This is a genomic window from Lysinibacillus sphaericus, assembly GCF_005217585.1.
Classification (GTDB): domain Bacteria; phylum Bacillota; class Bacilli; order Bacillales_A; family Planococcaceae; genus Lysinibacillus; species Lysinibacillus sphaericus.
The window spans coordinates 219,780-241,578 of the sequence record NZ_SZPT01000002.1 but is presented as its reverse complement, the minus strand read 5'-3'; the positions used below and the strand labels follow the sequence as shown (position 1 = coordinate 241,578).

Below are 21,799 nucleotides of genomic sequence, written 5' to 3'. Positions count from 1 at the left end.
TACTTTTCCTTCACTTTAATTGAAAATTAAATACATTTAATTTATTTATCAATTTTTAATAGTTTCTCATCAAATTCTAAAACAACAGAGTTTATAAAAACATGTTCTGGATATCCTATTAACTGATAAAAAATAGATTCAGGAAAACAATTATCAACTTTTAAAACTTTATCAAACTTATTTAAAACGCCTTCTCTTTCAGCTATTTCTCTTAATATTGTTATTGTTCGATCATAGACATTAAAACTATCTAACCTTTTAGGGGCTTCTATTAATTGAAAATCACTTAGAGGCCATGTTCCATCTTTTCTTTTACTCATTGCCCATTCTTTCAATTTTAAAGACGAATCGAGTACTTCATTCACAGCATTGGAAGACACAACATGTTTCCAAACTTCAGAGAGGTTTCCAAAGCCATTCTTCCCATCCATACTCTCAGATATGTATATAAAAAATCTAATCATTAAAAGTCCATTTTTGTATACATCTACAGGAACTAAAGTACTTAATACCGTATACGCACCTGATCTTATAAATAAATCTGAAATAGATATAATACCTTTACCTCTTGAGCCTGTATGACATGCACTAAAGAATACAATAGGTGGCGACCTGAAATCATTATCAATAGGTGACCAATAATCATTTTTACCAATTTTTATACCTGAATAATTCCTTTCATGATCTTCAAATCCATGAGCAGAAATGATTAAGAATAATGTATCTGGATGTTTTTTTATTACATTATTAAACTCTTTTATATCTCTCACAACTTTATAAACTATGTTAAAATGACTTTTATTTATCGAGCGTTTAAAATAATGCCACATTTCATCAGACGCTTTTCTAATTCTATCTTCTTCCTCTATACATTCAACGATTAATATTTTCGAATTCTTTGATACAAAAATCTCTCGTTTTTTGGGGAATTGAATTTGCAATGTTCTTGTTAATGGAGTAATAGGTTTGTAACTTAAAGACTTATAACAACATAATGGTGCAGTTGCTTGTGGAAAAATTGCTAAACCTAGTGGAAAATTAGTGAAAGCATTAATATGACTGGCTCTTCTAATTATATCAATTTCATTATCAGTAAATTTTTCTGTAATTAATGATCCTATTTTTCTTAAAGTTCTCCATATATACCTATTATTATTACCTTTACGTCTGGTATCCTTAGAATATGCTTCTAACTTTTCTAATTCAATGAAACATTGTCGTTCAATCTTTTTAATTGATAAATATAGCCCATTATTTTCTATTGCATTATGAATACCTACCAACTTCAATGCTTTTAATTCGTTTTCTGGAATACCGTTATCAGATGTTATCTTATCTACGATTACAGCTTGACCTGGAGCTGCAATTGTAATTGGAAACATAGCTTTAAATAATGCTTCATCCCTAATCTTTTGTTTCTTATTCTCATCTATTTCACCGACTAACTGTCCAAGCAGCTTATATGAATCTAAAAAAGCTTGTTGTTTCCAACGATAATTGGCAAGATCATTAATAGCCTTTGTATTTAATTTAAAAATGTCGGCATCAACCTTCCCTAAATAATCAGAAAAATGAACTAAAGGTAATAATTCTAAATTAGACTCATCAAAATTAACTACAACTTCTTTCATACCATTATCGTAATCACAAATGTCTTCCCAAACATTTTTTAATTTCAATGAATTGAATTCTTCAAAACTATAAATATTTTCAATATTCTCTCTAAATGTTTCTTCGCAATTTATACCGTCACATAAAATAAAATAGTCTCTATCATTTTTGTAACCATTAGAAATATACATTTCTTTAAATATTTCTAATGGAATTGGAATGATTGATTGTGATGAATTATTTATTTTACTAATTTGATTTGGCGTTAATTCAGATGTATCATAGTTAACTCTTGGAAAATGTAATAATTTCATAATTATATCCAAAGTTGAATCCAGTTCTTCGTCAAACATTAATTTAGTAGACGCTAACTTACTTTTTATTTTGTCTAAGCTTTCATATTCAATAGGTACATAATCAATATTAGTTTCTTTTTGCTCAAATATAATAAAATAATTTGGAGCTAATAATTTTATTATATTATTCTCTGTGGAAACTTCACTCTTCAAACAGACACCTCATTTTCAAATAATACTTTTATCATTTACGTTTACGTTTCTTCTTATTTATTAGCTTTTGTTCCCTTAATATTTTTTTCTGTTTTCTTGTGTGACGTTGTATATGCGACATACTTTTTCTCGACTTATCGCCTCACCTCGTAAAAATCATAATACCAACACACACAGACATATTATGACCATGTAAATATGTATTATAAATATTATAATATCCCTAAATTATACCATTACCTGTAATTATTTTGTGATATTTTATTCAACCAAAAGTAGAGATAATTATACCTGTAGCTAACATTCGAATGATTGATGCTTGCGGGAAGTTAATAAAAGCGGAGATGTTTGGGATGCAATGACGCCGTTAGAATGGTGACGATTTAACAAAACTAAACAGAAAAGGCTTTGCATTAAATACAAATGGCTTCGCAAAAAATATGATTCGTTACCAAAAAAGCAGAAGTAAGTATGATAATTCCATACAAAACTTCTGCTTTTCAAGAAAAATATTACCTTGTTTTTTGTTTCGAAATTCCCCACTAGTTAGATTAGATACCTAAACTGTAGAGGGACTTGAGCTTACTGGTAAGTCTTTTTTTATGCGTCTGTATAAATTCTTTGCACTATTATCATCTTCTGCTAATGGAATAAGACCGTTCTTTTGCATCCGTGTGGGTACTACGTAAAATGTCATCGTCCCCCATTATAGGAAAATTGATAAGGAGAAATACACCATATCAACTTTTTATCCTTTGTTAAGATATAGTACCAACCAGCTTAGTTTGCTTACTCTTATGAATAATTTTTATGAATATTGGACAAATCTACATTAAACGATAATTAGCATTATTTAAACGAATAATCCCCTTTTGAACGATAAATTATGTGAAACACCCGATAATTTGAAAGTTGTGACCAAGGTATTTATATTATGTAAACTAAAATTATTTTGCGTGGAGGAGGGCTTGGATACGTCAACTACCCATAAAGATCGGTTTTAATTACTAACGATACATAAAGTTTCTCACGCGTGACGGTGTGATTCTCTTTTCTTTTGTTTTTAAGCATTTGTAGCAACTGTTACGACCTTTGATGGTTCGTAACCTGCCCCTTACTGATATATCTCCAGGCCGTATATAGAGCTGCTTTACAATAAGGAAAACTAAATGTTCCTCTGCGTTTAACTAACTAATGGAAACAACCTCGTAAGCTATAGTTACGAGGTTGTTATGATTAAACTTTTCAGTTTGACTGGTAAGGAATTCCATCTTTTAGAACAAAAGCAGTTTTACTTTCCACACCTGTAGCAGATATAGACTTTATACCATATGTGTATACTTTACTCTTATTTGCCTTCGTATCTACATAAATCGTATTACCTTGTGTGTTATAAACCACGTCCACTATATTTTTAGCGTCTTCATATGATCCTTCTTTTGTTCCATCAAATCGATATATTACATATTTCCTTGGTTGAGTACTATTTTCATCTGTAATAGTAAGCTTCATGCCGAAAGACTCTTTACTCAATTTAACATCAGTTGGACATAAAGGTATTGCAGAGTCTTTCCAATAAATTGAAGGTGTTAAAGCTTTATAATTGTATAGTTGCTGATTTAGATAAGAAGCATGTCCAAGAGCGTTATTGTTAATACTTCTTAGAGAAAAATGCATTTGTCCTTGAGCATTATTATTTGCTCTGTTGGCGTTTACTTGGCTGATAATTTCCGTCTTATTATTCCACGCAGTATCAGAATCATTTCCAACTTTATGATTGGCCATGCCAATATATAGATTAACAGGATGGACTTTTGCGTACGTTTGAACTTCTCTTCCCCACCAATCTAATAAAACCGAGTAATTTGCTGCTTTATGATTTCTAGACCAATAGATTTGAGGCGCAATATAATCGATACTACCATCTTTAATCCACTGTCTTGTATCAGCATAAAGATCATCGTAGTTACTCATTCCATTCGTGTTACTACCAGTAGAATCTTGCTTTTTGTTTCGCCAAATTCCAAACGGAGATATTCCGTATTGAACATGTGGTTTAATTGCCTTAATGCTTGCATAAACCTTTTTAACTAATTCATTAACATTATTTCTGCGCCAGTCTTCAATATTATTGAATGAGCCACCATACTTTTTAAAAGTTTGTTGATCTTGAAAAGTCTCTCCTTTTATTTTATAAGGATAGAAGTAATCATCCATATGTACTGCGTCGATATCATAGTTGCTTACTAATTCTTCTATGGTTGATAATAAGTAATTTTGAACTTCCGGCAAACCAGGATCTAAATAGTATTGTTTACCGTATTTCACTACCCAATTAGAATTTTTACGGGCTACATTATCGGCAGCAAGATTAGACAAAGATTGCGATGGCATCGTGACCCTATATGGGTTTACCCAAGCATGAAGTTCTAATCCTCGCTTATGTGCTTCGTCCAGCATTATTTGCAATGGATCAAAACCCGGATTGGTCCCTTGTGTCTTGCCTGTTATATACGATGACCATGGAGCAAGCTTAGATGGGTACAGTGCATCATTTAATGGCTTAACTTGAAAAATAACTGTATTAAAGTTATTAGCTTTTAATTTGTCTAAAGTACTTTGAACCCATTGAGTATATTGGGTTTTACTCATACCTGCCTTCATATCAATATTAGAAACTGTTGCAATCCAGGCTGCACGCATTTCATTTTGAGGTAGTGAATTAGCTGTAGCCTTTTGATTTGTAAAACCAGGGATAAGTAAAAGTAAAACAAAAAAAGTTACTAAGCACTTTCCAAAAAAATTTTTAAACATAAATATTGAAATCTCTCCTTTTAATTCTCAGCTATTCAAACCTAGCTGTTACTATAACCTAAGTAAATATCTTTTCAGCCTATTCTATAAAAGTAGGAACTGATTGATCCTTCTAAATTTTGTCGGCAGACCCCCTATTGGTAATTTCAATTGTTTGCGAAGCTCGGTGGAAAATTTTATTCTGTTTCTTCGCTCACTATATAATACCACAAATACCCAATTATTCTCCCTTCACTGGTAATTTCTATTTCCAATCATTTGGTCAATTGTTAAGTTTGTGTGATAAAGTGTACCATAAAAAGATTGATTATTTCGGAAAGCGAATATTCAACTAACGCACCCCGTTAGTTGAATAGGAAAAGAAACGCTTAGTCCACAATCGCACCCTTTAACGGAATAACACATGAGCTTCTATTAGCTAGTTTTTTAAGTACAAGGCTCTACTACTTGGTAGAAGGTGACTGGCAGCCATAAGAGTATGCAAGACATAGAAAACCACTCTTTTCTAGGATAGGCCTACTCATTGAACTGGCGTCAACAGTAAGGAAAGGATGCCCGTTTTCATATGCCTTTTTTGCACGAGTAGCTAAAAGAGCTGTATAATAACCTTTTCCTCGGAACAACGGTAGTGTTGAACCTCCCCATAAGCTGGCGAAAGAGGAATCTTCCTCTAGATACATCCAAGCTGCACTTACAAGCTGACCATCTTCATAAATTCCATAAAGGTATAGGGATTCAGGATTATTCTGTTTATCTCTCCAAAGTCTTTTTCCCAGCTCAGCATGCGGTACATTCCAGATGGCATCTTCTAGAACAATAATGTCTTGAATGCCTTGTTCATCTGTTATTTCCTTTAAGTTGAAGTTTTGGTCATAATTAAGCAAGGGATGCTGTTCATCTAACTTCATGACCATTAGTGCTTCAGGGTCATCTACTGTGAATCCTTCTTGTTCAAGAATATCTTTCAAACTAGTAGGCTTGTCATAGTTAAACACCTTCCACTCAAAATCTTGCTTAAGGTTACTAAAATAGTTTAACTCGTTCTTAATAATTTCTCTTACATCACATTCGTTTACATTAGATGAGATAATGAACCCTTTTTCACCAAACTGTGAAATGTGACGCACGACATGTTCTGTTTCCTCTCTTATGTAACCTTTTACTCGAGCCTCTTGTCGAAGTTCTTTGTGGAATAGTGAGATTAATTCATTTTTATCCATGGGCGACCCCCTGTATTTTAAAAATTCTTTTCTAACGAATCTTAATCCTTTAATTAGATTAGTACCAATTATTTCAAAAGAAGACGTTCGACTCAATCTTTTTTTTCGTAAAAAAGACGCTTTTCCTTGTTCCATAATCGCGCCCTTTAATTGAATAACAATTAACCCTCTATAGCTGGTTTAGCTCAATAAAGAAAAAGGAGCTGTCTATGCACCTCATTTTATTGAATTTTCTTTATCTTTTCTTAATGCTTCAACTGATGTAATTTACTAATTTTCAAAATAATATTAGAGTTATGAGACGTATCGAGATTCAGAAACGCGTACCGTTGCCCATCTCGATTACTCTCCCAGCGCATAATAAAAGTCTTTATCCTTTGTCAAGATAAGGGTAATTACATGCCATGCGTAAAGAGCAATACTTTGTTCAATTCGCATTTTACTACCTTAGGATACGGATATACACTCTCATCTGCTAGTACTACTATTTTTTATTACCAAATTAGCCGTTTCACTCGGATGGTTAAGAGGAAAATGATGTCCATATGGAACAAAATCAACCTTACCAAGATGCGAAGGAGCAGAATAGCCTCTGTCATAATCCCCCCAAATAATGTGAAGATTAAACTTTGTTACTTCATTGAAATCACCTTGAACGTTTTTCAATAGTAAACTGTTAAGCTGAACCGTAGTATTTAAAATTCTAGGAGAAGTAAAACTGCTAGTAATTTTTTCAATGTAATGTTCAGGGATACTCTCCGTACTTTCAAATAAACCATTACTTAATAAATAACGCTCTATCAATTTAGTAGTTGCCATTTTCAATGTCCATTTGTTCATAAATTGAGGAACATTTATCGATTTAGCCTTTTTTATAGCAACAGGTGGCTGAAGTAAAGTAATTGTATACTTCTTATCTATGTGCTTTTGTACTAATGCTTCCAAAAGAATATACGCACCAAATGAATGGCCAATTAGATGGGCACCATTAGTAGCTTTCTCCAATAACTGTTTCAATACATTCAAATAGATATTTAAAAGATTTTTCTCTCGTTTAAAAGGAGAACGTCCCAAACCCGGAAGGTCCATAATCCATACAGGTCGACCCGTTTTTTCATGAAGCTCTTTCCCTAAAGGAAATAAATCCTCTCCATCACTTAATAAACCATGTAATAAAATAAACGGTTTACCCTCTCCTTGTGATTGGTAAATGGTAGTATTGTAACATAATGTTCGTTTAAATAAATGACTGTGCTGGCCATTTTGATACATCATGCGATAATCCAGATCAGCTATTACGGCTGGAGAAAATTTCATTACATTTGTCTCCTTAAACCAATCTTCTCCCATAATCTTTTTCACTGAACCATTTGAAAATGTTCGATTTGTAATAAAGTTTAGCCCATCAGCAGGAATTTGGGTTATTTTGCTTACGCCACTATTCATAAGTGCTTTCATAAATGGCAATGGGGCAGAGATTTTAGGTGCAGTCATATTCATACTTTCTGACATAACATCCAATAATTGTGAAATATTTTGATCGTGTTGTTTATCTTCAACAAGTGTATATGTTTGTATAGTTGGTTGCTCCAATCTGAAAACCTGCACAATAAACTTTGCTAGTTCATCGTTTGCAATAAGTGGTAATCTATATTTCTTACCTCCAGGAATCACTGGCATGAGCCCTTTTCGCATACTCATCACAAGCAAGCCTAAGCCTCCTGTTTGCTCCGTACTCCCTGTTTTACTACTACCAACTACAGTTGGTGGATTAATTACTGAAAGCGGATAACCTATTGTTGATGCCTGCTGACGGATATAAAGATCTGCTAAAAACTTTGTTCTCTCATATGGATTTTTTATTTTCAAAAAATTGTTTCCTTCTTTAAACACATCTATCGCAATTTTGCTATTTTTATCATCAAAGGGACTCATATAGCCTACAACATGAATAAATTGTTGCAATCCCTTCAATTGGTGGATGTTTTTAGCGAATTCACTAATATGTTTGGCACCATTCAAAAATACGGAAGCAGCCTCTTTGCTTGTCGCTTGAATATCCATGGGGCCTCCTGCGTGAATAATCACATCCGTTTTCAATACCCACTCCCTATCTTCAGCACTTAGACCTAAGTCTATTTTCGTCAAATCACCTTCAATAAAGTGCATAACTGCCTCATTTAAGATGCCTCTTTCTTGATAAATGCGTGTTGCTTTGCTTTTCGATCTCACTAATAGAAGAATTGTAACCTGCTCTTTGGCTAATTCCTTCACTAATTCCTTTCCAATAAAACCTGTTCCGCCAGTTAAAAATACTGTTCTCATATAAATCCTCCTTTTAGTACTATTTAGTACTAATTTGGTGTAAAAAAAATGCTTCTTTTATCGAAGCAAGTTAAACAAATGATCTGCTGTTTTCATGATTACAGTTGCATCCTTCAGTGTTTCTGAAATAAATAGCGCTCCTTCAAGATTTGTAATAAAAAGAGATGCAACCTCGTCAATATTAATTGTCTTTTTAAATTCACCATTCTCTACCCCTTGTTTAAGTAATAGAGAAACTTTCGTTTGTAATCCTACGAAAAAAAGACCTATTTTTTCTTTTACTTTTGAGGCATTTGTAGGGCTTTGAATATAAAGCGTAATAAATGGACAGCCCCCCTTATATTCTCTCGTCTGTACTCCTTGTGATAATTGCTTTAAAAACAGTTGGATACGATTTTCAACTAATAATTGGTTTTGAGATAGTAAGTCATCAATTGCAGCTTGATACATTGCAATCCAATAATCGACGACCCCATCCAACAATTCTTCCTTATTAGAAAAGTGATAATACACATTAGACTTTGAAACTTTGCTTACACGAACTAATTCATCCATGCTTGTATAAGCAAACCCTTTTTCTAAAAATAATGTTGCAGCGACTTCAATTACACGTTTTTGATTCATTAATTTTCCTTTTGTCATAATTAGTACTATATAGTACTAAAACAGATGTTGCAAGTATTTTTGTTAGTTTAATAAAAAATAGATAAAAAAAGCTATACTTTAATTGTTTTTACTTTGCATAGTGGTTTTTTGTATAGAATTACAAAGAGATTGGATGGATACACTAAGCGAACTTGGGCTTCACGATGAATGGACTCAATCGCCGGTAGCACTGTTTGCTGGATAACATCTAAAGCATCCTCCTCATCCCTCTTTTATCCATTATCCTACCCAAATTTTATTCTGTCTTATTTTTTTAATCTAACCACTTCCGATCGTTAAGTGACAACCTTTATAATATCTATTTTGCTTTAAAATCATGTATAAACGATAAAAATGAACAATTCGGCCCCCCCTTGAGCATCAAGGGGTTTTTGATTTTGGAACTTCCTGAAAAATGGACCTTAAGAGAATTCATTGTTGTTTTAGCCTGTTATCCATTGCAACACCACCTCGTTAGGTTCAACTAGGTAATCTTTAATCAGTATCTTTATTGGTTTTATAATTCAAATTAATTGTGGTAGCCTTTAGCTGTTCAATAAACATACGTGTAGCAGCACCCATATATTTATCTTTCCTATAGACGATTCCTACTTCTCGGGAAAGATTAGAATTTACAATTGGAATGACTCTTATTTTATTATTGCTAAGGCACTCTAAATATGGTTTAGGCAATATTGTCACTCCTACTCCTTTTTCAACCATGTCAATTAACGATTCCATCGTTGTTATTTCAAAAGCCGGCTGAGGGAGAAATCCCAAGTCATTGCAAGATCTATTGATAAGTTGTCTTAAAAAGTAGTTTTCAGGAAATAAAACGGACGATGTTGTCCGTAAAACATCCAAATGGACCATTTCCTGTTCCTCTAATGGATGCCCTTTGGGTACCGCAAGAGCCAGTTCCTCCTTGTACAAAGAAATCGATTCTAATTCTCTATCTTTCATAGGTAAAAAAACAATCCCTATATCCAATTTATTTTCTAACAAGCTTATCCTAATGTCTTCCGTGCGTAGTCCAAACACAGAAATTTTAATAGCAGGGTATAAACGATGAAAATTAAGTAATGTCGGTGGAATTAGGTAATTTTCAACTGTTAACAATGTTCCGATAGAAATATTTCCTCTTTGGAGTCCGTTTAATTCCTTTATAGCAGTTTGCGCTTGTTCTATTTCATGGAAAATATTCTGAGTATACTTCAAAAGTAGTCTTCCTGATTCTGTAAGTGCCGTCTTTTTACCAATTCGATCAAATAAAGGTGCTCCAATCTCATGCTCCAATAGGCGAATTTGTTGGCTTAAAGATGGTTGGGAAATTCCAATCTTTTCTGCAGCTCTTGTAAAGTGAAGTTCCTGGCATACTGAACGAAAATATTCAAGTTGTCTTAATTCCATTCTAGGGTCCCCCTCATAAATCAATTTATGGCAATATGTATTGTATCATAGTTTTAACCTATTATTACTATATAAATAATTGAATTGAACTATGGTTTGAGGTGCCCTAAACTGTAATTACAAGCCCAGTTTATAACAGTATTTAATAAAGTGGGTTTCCCTTTCCAACGCTGTATTGCTTTAAATTCACTTAGTCCTGAAAGGAGGTGCCTTTAAGATTTGATAGGGCGATGGAAGCACAGGAAGGTTAAAAAATTCTCAAAAAACTTAGGAGGTTATTAAAATGAGCGATCAAAGAACGGATATTATTAGTTACAAAGATTTTTTACAAAAAAGTACCAAGCCTACTGTTCGTCCTTGTATTTGGAAAGGAACAGATATAAAGGCACAATTAGATGATTCATTGTCTAGCGATTTTATGGGTGATGGCAGAGGCGCAGTATCGCTGATAAATAAAGATACTGGTGATAAATACGGTGTGACCCCTACTATAAACGCAGTGGTCCAAGTATTGGCGCCAGGTGAACATAATAACCCACACAAACACAGTAATTTGGCTATCTTTATTGTATTTGAAGGAGAAGGCTATAGTATCATTAATGGCGAGAAAATTGAGTGGGAAAAAGGCGATGTATTTGTATCTCCTGCTTGGCTTTCACACGAACATTGCAATACGTCTGATCATGAAAATGCTGTTCTTTATACGATCCAGGATGTACCTACGGTCTCCGGTATGGGGACATGGTTTTTGGAAGAACCTGTTGGGTCAGGAGCAAAACATGTTGTTAAAGAAAATATCACGAATAAGAATGATATTTTACCAGAAAAGTAAAATAACAAGCTCCTGCCAACAATGAATTTACTCATACCTCTGACAATAAGTTTGTACGGATTCGTGAACACACGTGGAGAGATAGTTCCCCCTCTTATCCGTACAAAGTGGTGGTATTACGTTGGTTCTATATTAATATTATTGGGTAAATAATTGGAGGATATAATTGATGAAAAATCTAAATGTTGCTATTCCAACCCCCTTTCGTGATGATGAAAGCTTATATTTAGAAGGTTTCAACCCCATTGTTGAACATTTAAAGAATAACGGAATTGAGTCACTACTTGTATCTGGTTCTACCGGTGAGCAAAATTCAATGAGCATTGATGAACGATTGCAAATTATTGATTACTTTAATAAGCAAAACTTTCAAAATATTGAACTAATGTTTGGTGTTTCAGGTGCGAGAACGAGAGATGCGATAAAACTAATTCAAGCACTTGAGAAATCTGTTTTTGATGCCATTCTTGTCCAGTTTCCACTTTATATTCAACCATCACAAAAACAAGCCATTGCTTATGTTAATGAATTGCTAAGCCATACAACTAAAAAAGTTGTGCTATATAATAATCCTGCCCGAACTGGATTTAACCTAAGTGTTGAATCCCTGAATGAACTTGTTTCTCAACAACACCCGAATCTTATCGGCCTTAAAGAAGAGTACAATGTGAAGCGTCATAAAAATACACAGTTACCCGATGATTTCATTATGTTTGCTGGAGGAGATGTTGACCTCATAGAAAAAATACTCGGTGGCTGCAATGGACTTTCCAGTATGGTAGGCAATGTTTACCCTAAAGAAATCAAGCAAATATTAAATGACCTTCTAATGAAAAAACCAGTTGACGTTCATAAAATAAATCAACTAATTGACGAAGTGACACATTATCAAGCCGTTATTAATATAAAAGAACATTACAATTCCCTTGGTATCAAAGTAGGTCCTTGTCGATCACCCATTAATTAGTAACTAATTTCCAACTAGTATACACAGTTGATTCAAACAAACGACTTTTTTGAAACAGCCGCATTTTTCAACATGAGAATGCGGCTTCATGCTGTACAAAACAGAAATGGACTGCGAATGCTTAGTCACTCAATACTCCCCCTGAAGTTGGTCAGGGGAGTTTCAATACGAAAATCTAATTTTGCCTCGCCCTGTACTCGTTTGTTTAACGTAAAAAAAGCAGTCGCAGCAACTAAAGGTGTTTCGCTTTGATCATCCAAGGCTTCTATATCTGTATTTAACGCAAGAAGCAATTCATATATTCCCTCGTTGGTATTATATTTGATTTGCCGAGAATGAGGATTTAAATTCGTGCACTAGCACATACAATGTTCTCTTTGCCCTTATAAACGGACGATAAATGAAAAAAGACTAGGGTCTACTGATGTAGAATCTAGTCTTTTTTCACTTCAACTAATATTTCCATCAACTTACGCCCTCATTACTTAAAGAAAGAATTGTTAATACTCTTTAGGTTTTTTCCCAGTTGGGCTTATTTAACTTTTATCATACGTATCATTATGCTTTCACTTTAGATTCAACGAACTGATTCAAAAATGACAGGATTTTTTGATAAACAGCAATTTCATTTTCTTTTTTAGAAAAGCCATGTCCTTCGTCTTCAAGAAGCATATACTCGACCTCACGACCTTTATCTTTTAAAGCCTGCACGATTTGATCAGATTCCTCTTTTACAACACGCGGGTCATTGGCTCCTTGGATAACTAGCATTGGTTTCACCATGTTTTCTAAATAAGTAATTGGTGAGTATTCAATGAGTTTTTGCTTGTCTTTTTCCGGGTTTCCCACCCACTGATCCATAATGGGCTTCCAGTCTTCAGGAACTGAGTTGATAAATGAGAACAAATCAGATGGACCAAATATATCCACGACGGCTTTGAAATAATCAGCGTGTCTACCGTGGAGCAATAAGGCCATGTATCCTCCGTAACTTCCGCCCATCAATAGAATATTGCCTTTTTTCGCGTAATCATTTTCAATGAGCCAGTCGAGACCAGCTACATTATCAAGTCTTGGACCGTGTCCCCAATCTCCCTCTACCATTTTTGTGAAAGCTAATCCATAGCCTGTTGATCCACGGAAGTTTGGCGCAAAAATGCTATACCCATTATTTAAAAAGAATTGGAAGGAAGCTCTAAAAAATTTTCGTTCTGCGGCTTGCGGACCACCATGCGGCCAAAAAATGATTTCACCATTATCATTTTCTTTGTTAGCTTTGAAAAATAAGGACTCTATTTCAAGTCCATCAAAGGAAGAATACGTAATCACATCTGGCTCCACTAATTCACTTTGATCTACGCCTGGAACTGTGTATTCCGTTAAAGAAGTCCATCCATTTTCCTTAAAATAATAGATATTATGTGGCTTCGTCGCACTTCTTCCTAATAAATACAAATTACCGGATTTTGTGACGATAAGTTTTTCAATAATACTGCATGGTGAATCGAGTTCTTCCCAATTATTCGATAACAAATCATGCTTATACAAATGATCTTCTACACCTTTTTCACTGATGACATACAGACACTGCTTTTCTTTGTTATATTTCAACGTAGTAAAGCTTTCATTCTCTAAATCTTTCAATTTTACAAACTCATTTGTCTCTAAATTATAGGAAGCCAAATACGTAAAATCAGCATTGTAATTTGTTAATAAATAGATGAGGTTATCGGATACAAACACTGCGTCACCGACCGTATGTTGCTGATCTGTTGGCGGAGTCAGGAGAATATGCTCCTCTCCTCGTTTAGCGTATAGTAGTGTATTGGTATTAGCAAAATGTTTATAGTAAAGGGCTACCTCTTCATTCGGGCTAAAATCGAGTAAAAAAGTGGGCGCATCTTTTCCCACAAGAACTGTTTTTTCCTCACCTGTCACCAAGTCATAGACATATGCATTTAAATATGTTGGATTTTCTTTCGAAGATGTATAATAAAGCTTGTTCCCATCTTCAGATAAAATGGGCACAGAATTGCGAGTTCCTTCTTCATAAATAATTTTTTTCATTGTTCCACCTTGAAGTGGAATTCCATAAAATTGCGTATTTTCGTCCCCATTCCTGTCAAAACCAGCAATGATAAACCGTCCTTGTTTGTCATAGATAAGCCCTTGGCAGCTTTGGTCAATGAAAGTAAGCTGTGTCGGGAACGTATTTGGTAAATTTATCGCCCACAAATTATACTTGCCACTTAAATTTGTACTGAAAACTAGCTGTTTTTCATCTGGACTCACCGCAAAATCACCAATCGAAAATGTTCGTAAAAACTGTTCTACATCTGGTTTAGAAAAAGATATCAAATTCAACACTCCTTACTTATTCTAAATTGAGTGAAAAGTCTATCTATTTATAAAATATCATTATTACACTTCAATGTATAATATATATGATAAGAAAATGTACTATATGCTATGATTTTACCTTCTGTTTATCATAAAAAAATAAAGAAACTTCCTGATTGCTAAATTTCATAGGATTATCTTTAAAGATAACTGCTTCTCCTCATAAAGCTTCATATTCTCTGAGTAGCATAGCTTATCTCCATTATCTTCCCTACATTATTTTAGAAATCTGTCCCTAGTTTATCTCAATATTGCGATCCACTACATAACTTGTAATAGCTTTAACAATCGGAAAAGTGGGATATCTATCGGTTCCTTCTTGCGATTATAACTTATATACATAAACAAAAATAATGGAGGTAACTCCATTATTCGATAAGGAATATATCTCCTTTTTATTTAACTATTTGGAAAATGAGGAAAATATGTTAAACTAAACATCAAGTGAATAGCAATTGCAGAATAAAGGTGCTCTTTTAAGAGCTTAATAGGGAATTCGGTGCAAAGCCGAAGCTGTTTCCGCAACTGTAAGTGTAGATGACTACAGAAAATACCACTGTCAAACGGGGAAAAATGCCCCCAGTAGATGGGAAGGTTCTGAATAGGATACACGAGCCAGGAGACCTGCCTTTATTCCATCGTATTAACTCTCTTCGGAAGCTAGGAGAACTTACGGCAAATAGATGGACAGGCATATTATTTTATTATGCTCCTTTTCTGTTTACCTTGGATGCTTCCCTTTTTTAAGAGAAGCATCTTTTTTATTGGAGTTAATCGCAAAAACTTTCACTACAATAAAATTAGGAGGTTTTCAAAATGGTTACTTTTAAAAAATGGTGGCATATAGCGTTCGCTTTTCTTTTAGCTGTTTCGCTATTATCACCGACAGCAAGTGCAACAACAGTATTACAACCTACAAATCAAGAGGCACAAACTGCAACATTCGATGTCCAATTATCTGTTGACGGTTTGTATGGTCCCATCCTACCAGCAACAACGGAGATTGCCTCAACTGGCACTACGGCATTATCACTAATGGAAAATACATTAACAGCAAATGGTATTCCATATATAGTAACAGTTCATCCTATCTATGGTCCTTATCTTGAATCTGTTGATGGTCGAGCTAGTGGCAGCTTAAATGGTTGGGATGGTTGGGTATACACTGTAAATGGTATTAGCCCAACTGTTGGTTTAGATGCTTATAAATTAGAGCCTAATGATAAAGTTCATATTTATTATACGACATGGGCTAAACTGGGCACTGCTAGCAAAGTAAATGTAGGACAAATAAATCCAAAGGTTACTGTGGATTTAACGGGTGACCTATTTCTAACAAATGCCTCTAGTATTGCTAATTGGACAATTAACACAGGTACTACAGCGCTAACAGCTCAATCAATTACTGTCAACACAGATCAACAAGCAGTTATCACATTTTCTGGTCAAGCTGTAGAAGGTAGTATCTCGATTACAGCCTCTGCAAATGCACTACTTGGTGGTTCAACAAGTGAACCATTAACAATTGACGTAACACCCAATAACTAAGTAATTAAGTACTGAAAAAGTGAATTCATTTTAAAGAAATGCACTTTTTCAGTACTATTTTTTGATATTACTAGCAACATCTCTAAAGGAAGTGAGTTTTCAAATGGATATTTTTAAAAAGCAAATACATTTAGTCATTATCTTTATTTTAATATTTTCGCTATTATCCCCTGCTGCCACCGGCAAAGCACAGCAACTTGAAGGAGAAACGTACGAGCAAAACACTTCAGACATAAATAACACAGAATTAGACAATCCAAATGAACAATTAACTATTACGCCATTAATAGAGAATGCGCCGAATACAATTAGTGATATTCAATTAAATACCACAGGACCTTTATTTTTAACAATTGGAGAAACATCGCAACTTGCTGTAGCTAGCTCAACAACAGAAAATAGTACCCTAATTGAATGGTCATCGAGTGCTCCTACAATTACAACAGTTGACAATCAAGGATTAGTTACAGCGATTTCAATTGGGGATGCTCAGATTAACGCAAAAGTTGGTGAAGTATCTAAGGCAATTTATGTATATGTTATTACACCTGAAGAACAAAACTTTATAAATTTGGTGAATAGCCTCCCAGAAATTATAGTTGCTGATGAGGTAACAGCTATACAATTAACAGCAGCTCGCAAAACATATAGTGCATTAACACTAGATCAAAAGAAAAAAGCATTAATAAGTAATTACAATAACAAACTTGGTGAAAAAGAAGGCCAACTGGTAGAAGCCTTCATTAATTCTATTCCTTCATTTGATACATTAGATGAAACAATTGCTCAACAATTAATAAATGCTCGTACGAAATGGAACACTTTACTACTAAATGAAAAAAAGAAACTAGTGCAAATAGAGGCTATCTTAATAGAGAAGGAACTGAAATACGTCGGACTTTTAATTTCTACTATTTCGTCATTAGAAATAAGCAATGAAGAGTTAGGTTCACTATTCAATACTACTCGTAAAATATACAAAGGAATACCTGCACAGCAAAAAGTAAATGTAACAAATTACCAAAATCTTGTAGATAAAGAAATTGAATATGTTTTATATTTAATTGACTCTCTTCCTGAAACAATTCAGATTGCTGATGAGGCAACAAAAAAACAATTAGAAGAAGCTCGGACAACATACAATGCCTTAGATAAAAATCAAAAAACTAAAATAAATAATTATCAAGAGCTTGTAGATAAAGAAAACATTTTCACAACAGCCCCTCGGATTCAAGAAGTGATATTTAAAATAAACGTGCTCCCCCCTATAGCCTCGGTTACATGGGCGGATCATTTGAAAGTTAATGCAGCACAACAAGCCTATGATAATTTGTCAGCTCAAGAAAAACAATCTGTATCAAATTATAATAAGCTAGAGGCTTTACAAAAGCGATTAGTAGAATTGAGACCAACAACGATTAAAGCCTATAACTCTGTTGGTCAATATTTAGTATCAAGCTCACCGCAGCCTGTCTATCAATCAGAGTGGACTATTTTAACACTTGCACGTGGTGGTTATGTCAATTTATCAAATAGTTATTATAGTAAATATTATAAAAATATAGAGAATCATGTAAAATCAAACAGTGGCGTAATCGCCTCTCAAGCAACAGATTACTCTCGGGTAATAATAGCTCTTACAGCTATCGGAAAGGACCCTACAAATGTCGCTGGCTATAATTTAGTTGTAAAATTAACAGATTTTAATTTTGTAACACGTCAAGGCATCAACTCTGCCGTCTTCACTTTAATTGCACTCGATACATGGGACTTTGAATTACCTAAAACAGCTACAACAACACGTGAAAAATTAATTAAATATATTTTACAAAGACAATTAAACGATGGTGGCTTTGCCTATGCTGGTACTGAAGCTGACCCTGATATCACCGCAATGGTCATTCAATCACTCGCTCCATACTATCAAAGTAATGCAGAAGTAAAAACAGCCGTTAATCGTGCAATTGATACATTAGCAGCTATTCAATTACCTAATGGCGGATATAAGTCAGATAACTTTGAAAATGCTGAAAGTGCAGCACAGGTTGTGACTGCTCTAGCAAGCTTAGGGATAAATGCTAACAACGATAATCGTTTTAATAAAGTCATTTCTAATATCATGACATATAGCTCAGAAGATGGTGGCTTTAAACATGTATTAATCGAAAACAAAGCAAATGGCATGGCAACGGTTCAGGTTGGCTATACATTAGCAGCATACAACCGTTTATTAAATAATCAAACTGCTCTTTACGATATGTCAGATACAAAGTCAGATAATACTGGAAATAATCCAGGAGATATTGACAATGGAAGCGATGGAGAAGAACCTTCCAACCCTGATGATAAAGGAAATCAACCTTCTAACCCTGATGGACAACCTTCTGATAATGAAGAAATTGGTTATACGACATTCTCAATTCGAATTTCGTCTTCTGAAGTGCCATTAAAATCAACATCAACTAAATTATTTGCTGGTGAAACTGCTTTTGACGTTTTAAAACGAGTAACATCGGAAAACAGTGTTGCCTTAAGCTATCGTCAAACAGAATATGGAACATATATTGACGGAATTGCGGGTGTTTATGAATTTGACCGAGGTCCTTTAAGTGGTTGGATGTATCGTGTAAATGGTCAATACCCTTCTTATTCTGCGGCACTTTACACACTATCCCCTGGTGATTCAGTTGAATGGCTTTATACGACCGATTTAGGTAAAGATGTCGGTGGATATGTAGAAGATGGAAGCGAAAAAAGTGGCCCTCCAGCTGAAGAAAACAAAGAAAAATGCAAGGGTGAAAATACAGAAAATTGCAAAGAGACAGAAAAGAATTGTGCAGGCGCAGATACACAATGCGCTGAAGAAATGAATAAAGGGAATAAAGGAAATGAAGAAAACAAAGGAAACAGAGGAAATGTAGATAATCCAGTTGCTGAAATTACTATTGAAGATGGTAGTAACAAAGCAATTATTACATCCAAACATATTAAAGAATATCTTGAAAAGAATGTACAAAAGTTTGTTATTCAAAGCAAAAATAATTTCAAAATAGAAATTCCAACTTCTATATTTACTAGAATTAAGCTTACAGAAAGTGAGCAAATAATTGCCTCGGTAACGAAAGAAGCTAAAAATAAACAATTCACTGTCAAATTCGGTATTGAGGCTACTAATGGTAAAACAAAGTCAATTACTATAGATAAAGAATATTTAAAAGTTACGCTACTTGCCAACGAGTTAAAACCGAATATGGTCGTTTTACAGCTTGATGGTAGTGAATACAAGCCTGTTCCACATAGAATTGTGAACGGTGAAATTGTTCTCTTCACAAAATCTAGTGGTACATTCGTTGTAACAGAAAGTACAGTAACATTTAACGATATTGCCCATTTAGCTAATAAAGAAGAAATTGAATTTTTAGCGAGCCGTCTTGTAATCAAAGGAACTACACCAGAGACGTTTGAGCCATATAAACCAATTACTCGTGCGCAATTTTCAGTATTAATCAGCCGTGCACTTGGTTTACAGGCAAAAGGTGAAAATCCATTTAACGATACAGAAGGCAAATGGTATGCAACAGATATTCAAGCTCTGTTCGAGGCAGGTATTACAAAAGGCACAACTTCTTCAACATTTAATCCTGAAGCACCGATTACACGTCAACAAGCAGCGGCATTTATGGCACGCATTTTAGAATATTTAAATGCTGATGTGAAAGCCACAGGAGAGGTTAATTTCACAGACGCTAGCAATATTAGCGCTGAATACTTGCCTTATATCGAGCTATTAAATAGCCTGGATATTATGACAGGTAAGCCGGATGGTTCATTTGATCCACGTGCTTCTTTAACACGTGGACAAACAGCAAAAATTTTAAAACGTACGTTAAATATCGCAGGCATCATGTAATTTTCCTTACTAACCCAAGTGATCACAGCATTTGGGTTAGTATCTTTTATAGAATGGAGGTTGTTTTTCAAATGAAACAAAAATTATCGATGTTTATAATGGCGCTTGCTTTGTTGTTAATTGTGGTTCCGGTCGCTGCACAGCAAGTATCAACAGTAGATGCTTATGATACAACAGGTCAGTTTTTAGTAAATAAAGCACCAAACCCTTCTTTTGGTGATGAGTGGATTATTATGGCACTTACACGTGGTGAATATAATGTTCCGAAAGGCTATTATGATAAATATTATGAAAATGTCACGAAGCATGTACAATCCGTAAAGGGTAATTTACACAATCGTAAGTATACTGATTATTCTCGTTTAATTATTGCACTCACTGCTATCGGTAAAGACCCTACAAATGTAGGCGGCTTTAATTTAGTAGAAAAATTAAGTGACTTTGACAAAGTAGTATGGCAAGGCACAAATGGTGCTTTTTTTGCCTTAATCGCTTTAGACACATGGGGCTTCGAGCTTCCTAAAAAAGCAACAACTACACGCGAAAAACTTATTCAACATATACTATCAAAGCAATTGCCTGATGGTGGATGGAATTTATCAGGAGTGAAAGCTGATCCAGATATGACAGCAATGGCTATTCAAGCTCTTTCAACTTATAAAGATAGAGAGGATGTTAAGGCATCTATTAATAAAGCACTTGATACATTAACTAACTTACAAGGAGCTAATGGTAGTTACCAAAGCTGGGGAACAACAAACTTAGAAAGTGTAGCACAAGTTATTACAGCACTTGCTAGTTTAAATATTGATGCCAACAAAGATCAGCGCTTTCATAAGTTATTTACGAGCTTTTTCACCTTCTATAATGTAAAAGATGGCGGCTTCAAGCATGTATTAACAGAATCCGTATCGAATGGTATGGCAACAGAGCAGGCGTCTTATACATTAGCAGCATATAACCGACTGATTGAGAGCAAAACAAAGTTATATGATACGTCTGATAAAATAACAAATAAACCATCAACACAGGTTCAGTCAAATCATCCTAAAGCTCCCCCTACTAAAGTGAGCTTTAAGGATATTGAATTTCATTGGGCAAAGTCTGATATCGAAGCTGCAGTAGCTAAAGGATTATTAAAAGGCTATGACGATAATACATTTAGGCCAAATAACAATTTATCTCGTATTCAGGCTGTATCAATTTTAGTTCGCGCTCTTCATTTAACAAGTTCCAAAAATGCACCTTTTACAGACATTAGCTCCTATAATGATGAAACAAAACAGGAGATTGCTGCTGCTTACGAGGCAAATTTATTAGTAAAGTCGGAGAAGTTTGCACCTTCCTCCCCTATTTTACGTAAGGAATTAGCGGTTATGCTAGCAAATGCCTATACATATAAAACAGGCAGACCTTATATACCAACAAACATTGCACCATTAAATGATATTGCGGAGCTATCAAAGGAATCTCAGCAGGCAATTACTTTCTTGTATGATTTTGACATAGCACAGGGCGCAAATGGCTCGTTTAATCCTACTAATTTTATTACTCGTGCACATGCAGCTAAAATGTATATTAATTTCTTAAAGGTTGTTGAAGAATAAT

12 protein-coding genes and 1 riboswitch are annotated in these 21,799 nt (G+C 34.4%); of the genes, 5 read left to right on the top strand and 7 right to left on the bottom strand.

What is annotated here, in order from left to right; translation table 11 throughout:
- Positions 1-41: 41 nt before the first annotated feature.
- The 6 genes from FC748_RS06815 to FC748_RS06790 form a co-directional block, all read right to left on the bottom strand.
- Positions 42-2,120, bottom strand: coding sequence for a CHAT domain-containing protein (locus FC748_RS06815; RefSeq protein ID WP_108030373.1), 2,079 nt, complete (start codon positions 2,118-2,120; stop codon positions 42-44).
- 1,245 nt (positions 2,121-3,365) lie between these two features.
- Positions 3,366-4,934, bottom strand: coding sequence for a glycoside hydrolase family 10-like protein (locus FC748_RS06810; RefSeq protein ID WP_108030372.1), 1,569 nt, complete (start codon positions 4,932-4,934; stop codon positions 3,366-3,368).
- 443 nt (positions 4,935-5,377) lie between these two features.
- On the bottom strand, positions 5,378-6,154 hold the full coding sequence (locus FC748_RS06805) for a GNAT family N-acetyltransferase (protein ID WP_108030371.1): 777 nt from the start codon (positions 6,152-6,154) through the stop codon (positions 5,378-5,380).
- Positions 6,155-6,622: 468 nt separating this feature from the next.
- A complete protein-coding gene (locus FC748_RS06800; protein WP_108030370.1) occupies positions 6,623-8,479 on the bottom strand; it encodes an alpha/beta fold hydrolase in 1,857 nt (618 codons plus the stop codon).
- A 57-nt stretch (positions 8,480-8,536) separates the two neighbouring features.
- Positions 8,537-9,103, bottom strand: coding sequence for a TetR/AcrR family transcriptional regulator (locus FC748_RS06795; RefSeq protein WP_137102309.1), 567 nt, complete (start codon positions 9,101-9,103; stop codon positions 8,537-8,539).
- 516 nt (positions 9,104-9,619) lie between these two features.
- Positions 9,620-10,534, bottom strand: a complete 915-nt coding sequence (locus FC748_RS06790) for a LysR family transcriptional regulator (protein ID WP_108030368.1) — start codon at positions 10,532-10,534, stop codon at positions 9,620-9,622.
- 283 nt (positions 10,535-10,817) lie between these two features.
- Here FC748_RS06790 and FC748_RS06785 point away from each other — a divergent pair, with 283 nt between their 5' ends.
- Positions 10,818-11,366, top strand: coding sequence for a cupin domain-containing protein (locus FC748_RS06785; RefSeq protein WP_024361753.1), 549 nt, complete (start codon positions 10,818-10,820; stop codon positions 11,364-11,366).
- Between the two features lie 169 nt (positions 11,367-11,535).
- The gene (locus tag FC748_RS06780; protein WP_108030367.1) at positions 11,536-12,333 is read left to right on the top strand and encodes a dihydrodipicolinate synthase family protein; all 798 of its coding nucleotides are present in this window, start codon (positions 11,536-11,538) and stop codon (positions 12,331-12,333) included.
- Between the two features lie 558 nt (positions 12,334-12,891).
- Here the strand turns inward: FC748_RS06780 and FC748_RS06775 are convergent.
- Positions 12,892-14,691, bottom strand: a complete 1,800-nt coding sequence (locus FC748_RS06775) for a S9 family peptidase (protein WP_108030366.1) — start codon at positions 14,689-14,691, stop codon at positions 12,892-12,894.
- A 491-nt stretch (positions 14,692-15,182) separates the two neighbouring features.
- Positions 15,183-15,379, top strand: a riboswitch (cobalamin riboswitch).
- 170 nt (positions 15,380-15,549) lie between these two features.
- Here FC748_RS06775 and FC748_RS06770 point away from each other — a divergent pair.
- From FC748_RS06770 to FC748_RS06760, 3 genes are all read left to right on the top strand, one after another.
- Positions 15,550-16,281, top strand: a complete 732-nt coding sequence (locus FC748_RS06770) for a DUF4430 domain-containing protein (protein ID WP_108030365.1) — start codon at positions 15,550-15,552, stop codon at positions 16,279-16,281.
- Between the two features lie 103 nt (positions 16,282-16,384).
- Positions 16,385-20,191: an S-layer homology domain-containing protein gene (locus FC748_RS06765; protein WP_108030364.1), complete on the top strand. Its 3,807-nt coding sequence runs from the start codon at positions 16,385-16,387 to the stop codon at positions 20,189-20,191.
- Between the two features lie 71 nt (positions 20,192-20,262).
- A complete protein-coding gene (locus FC748_RS06760; protein WP_167492645.1) occupies positions 20,263-21,798 on the top strand; it encodes an S-layer homology domain-containing protein in 1,536 nt (511 codons plus the stop codon).
- Position 21,799: the final 1 nt, after the last annotated feature.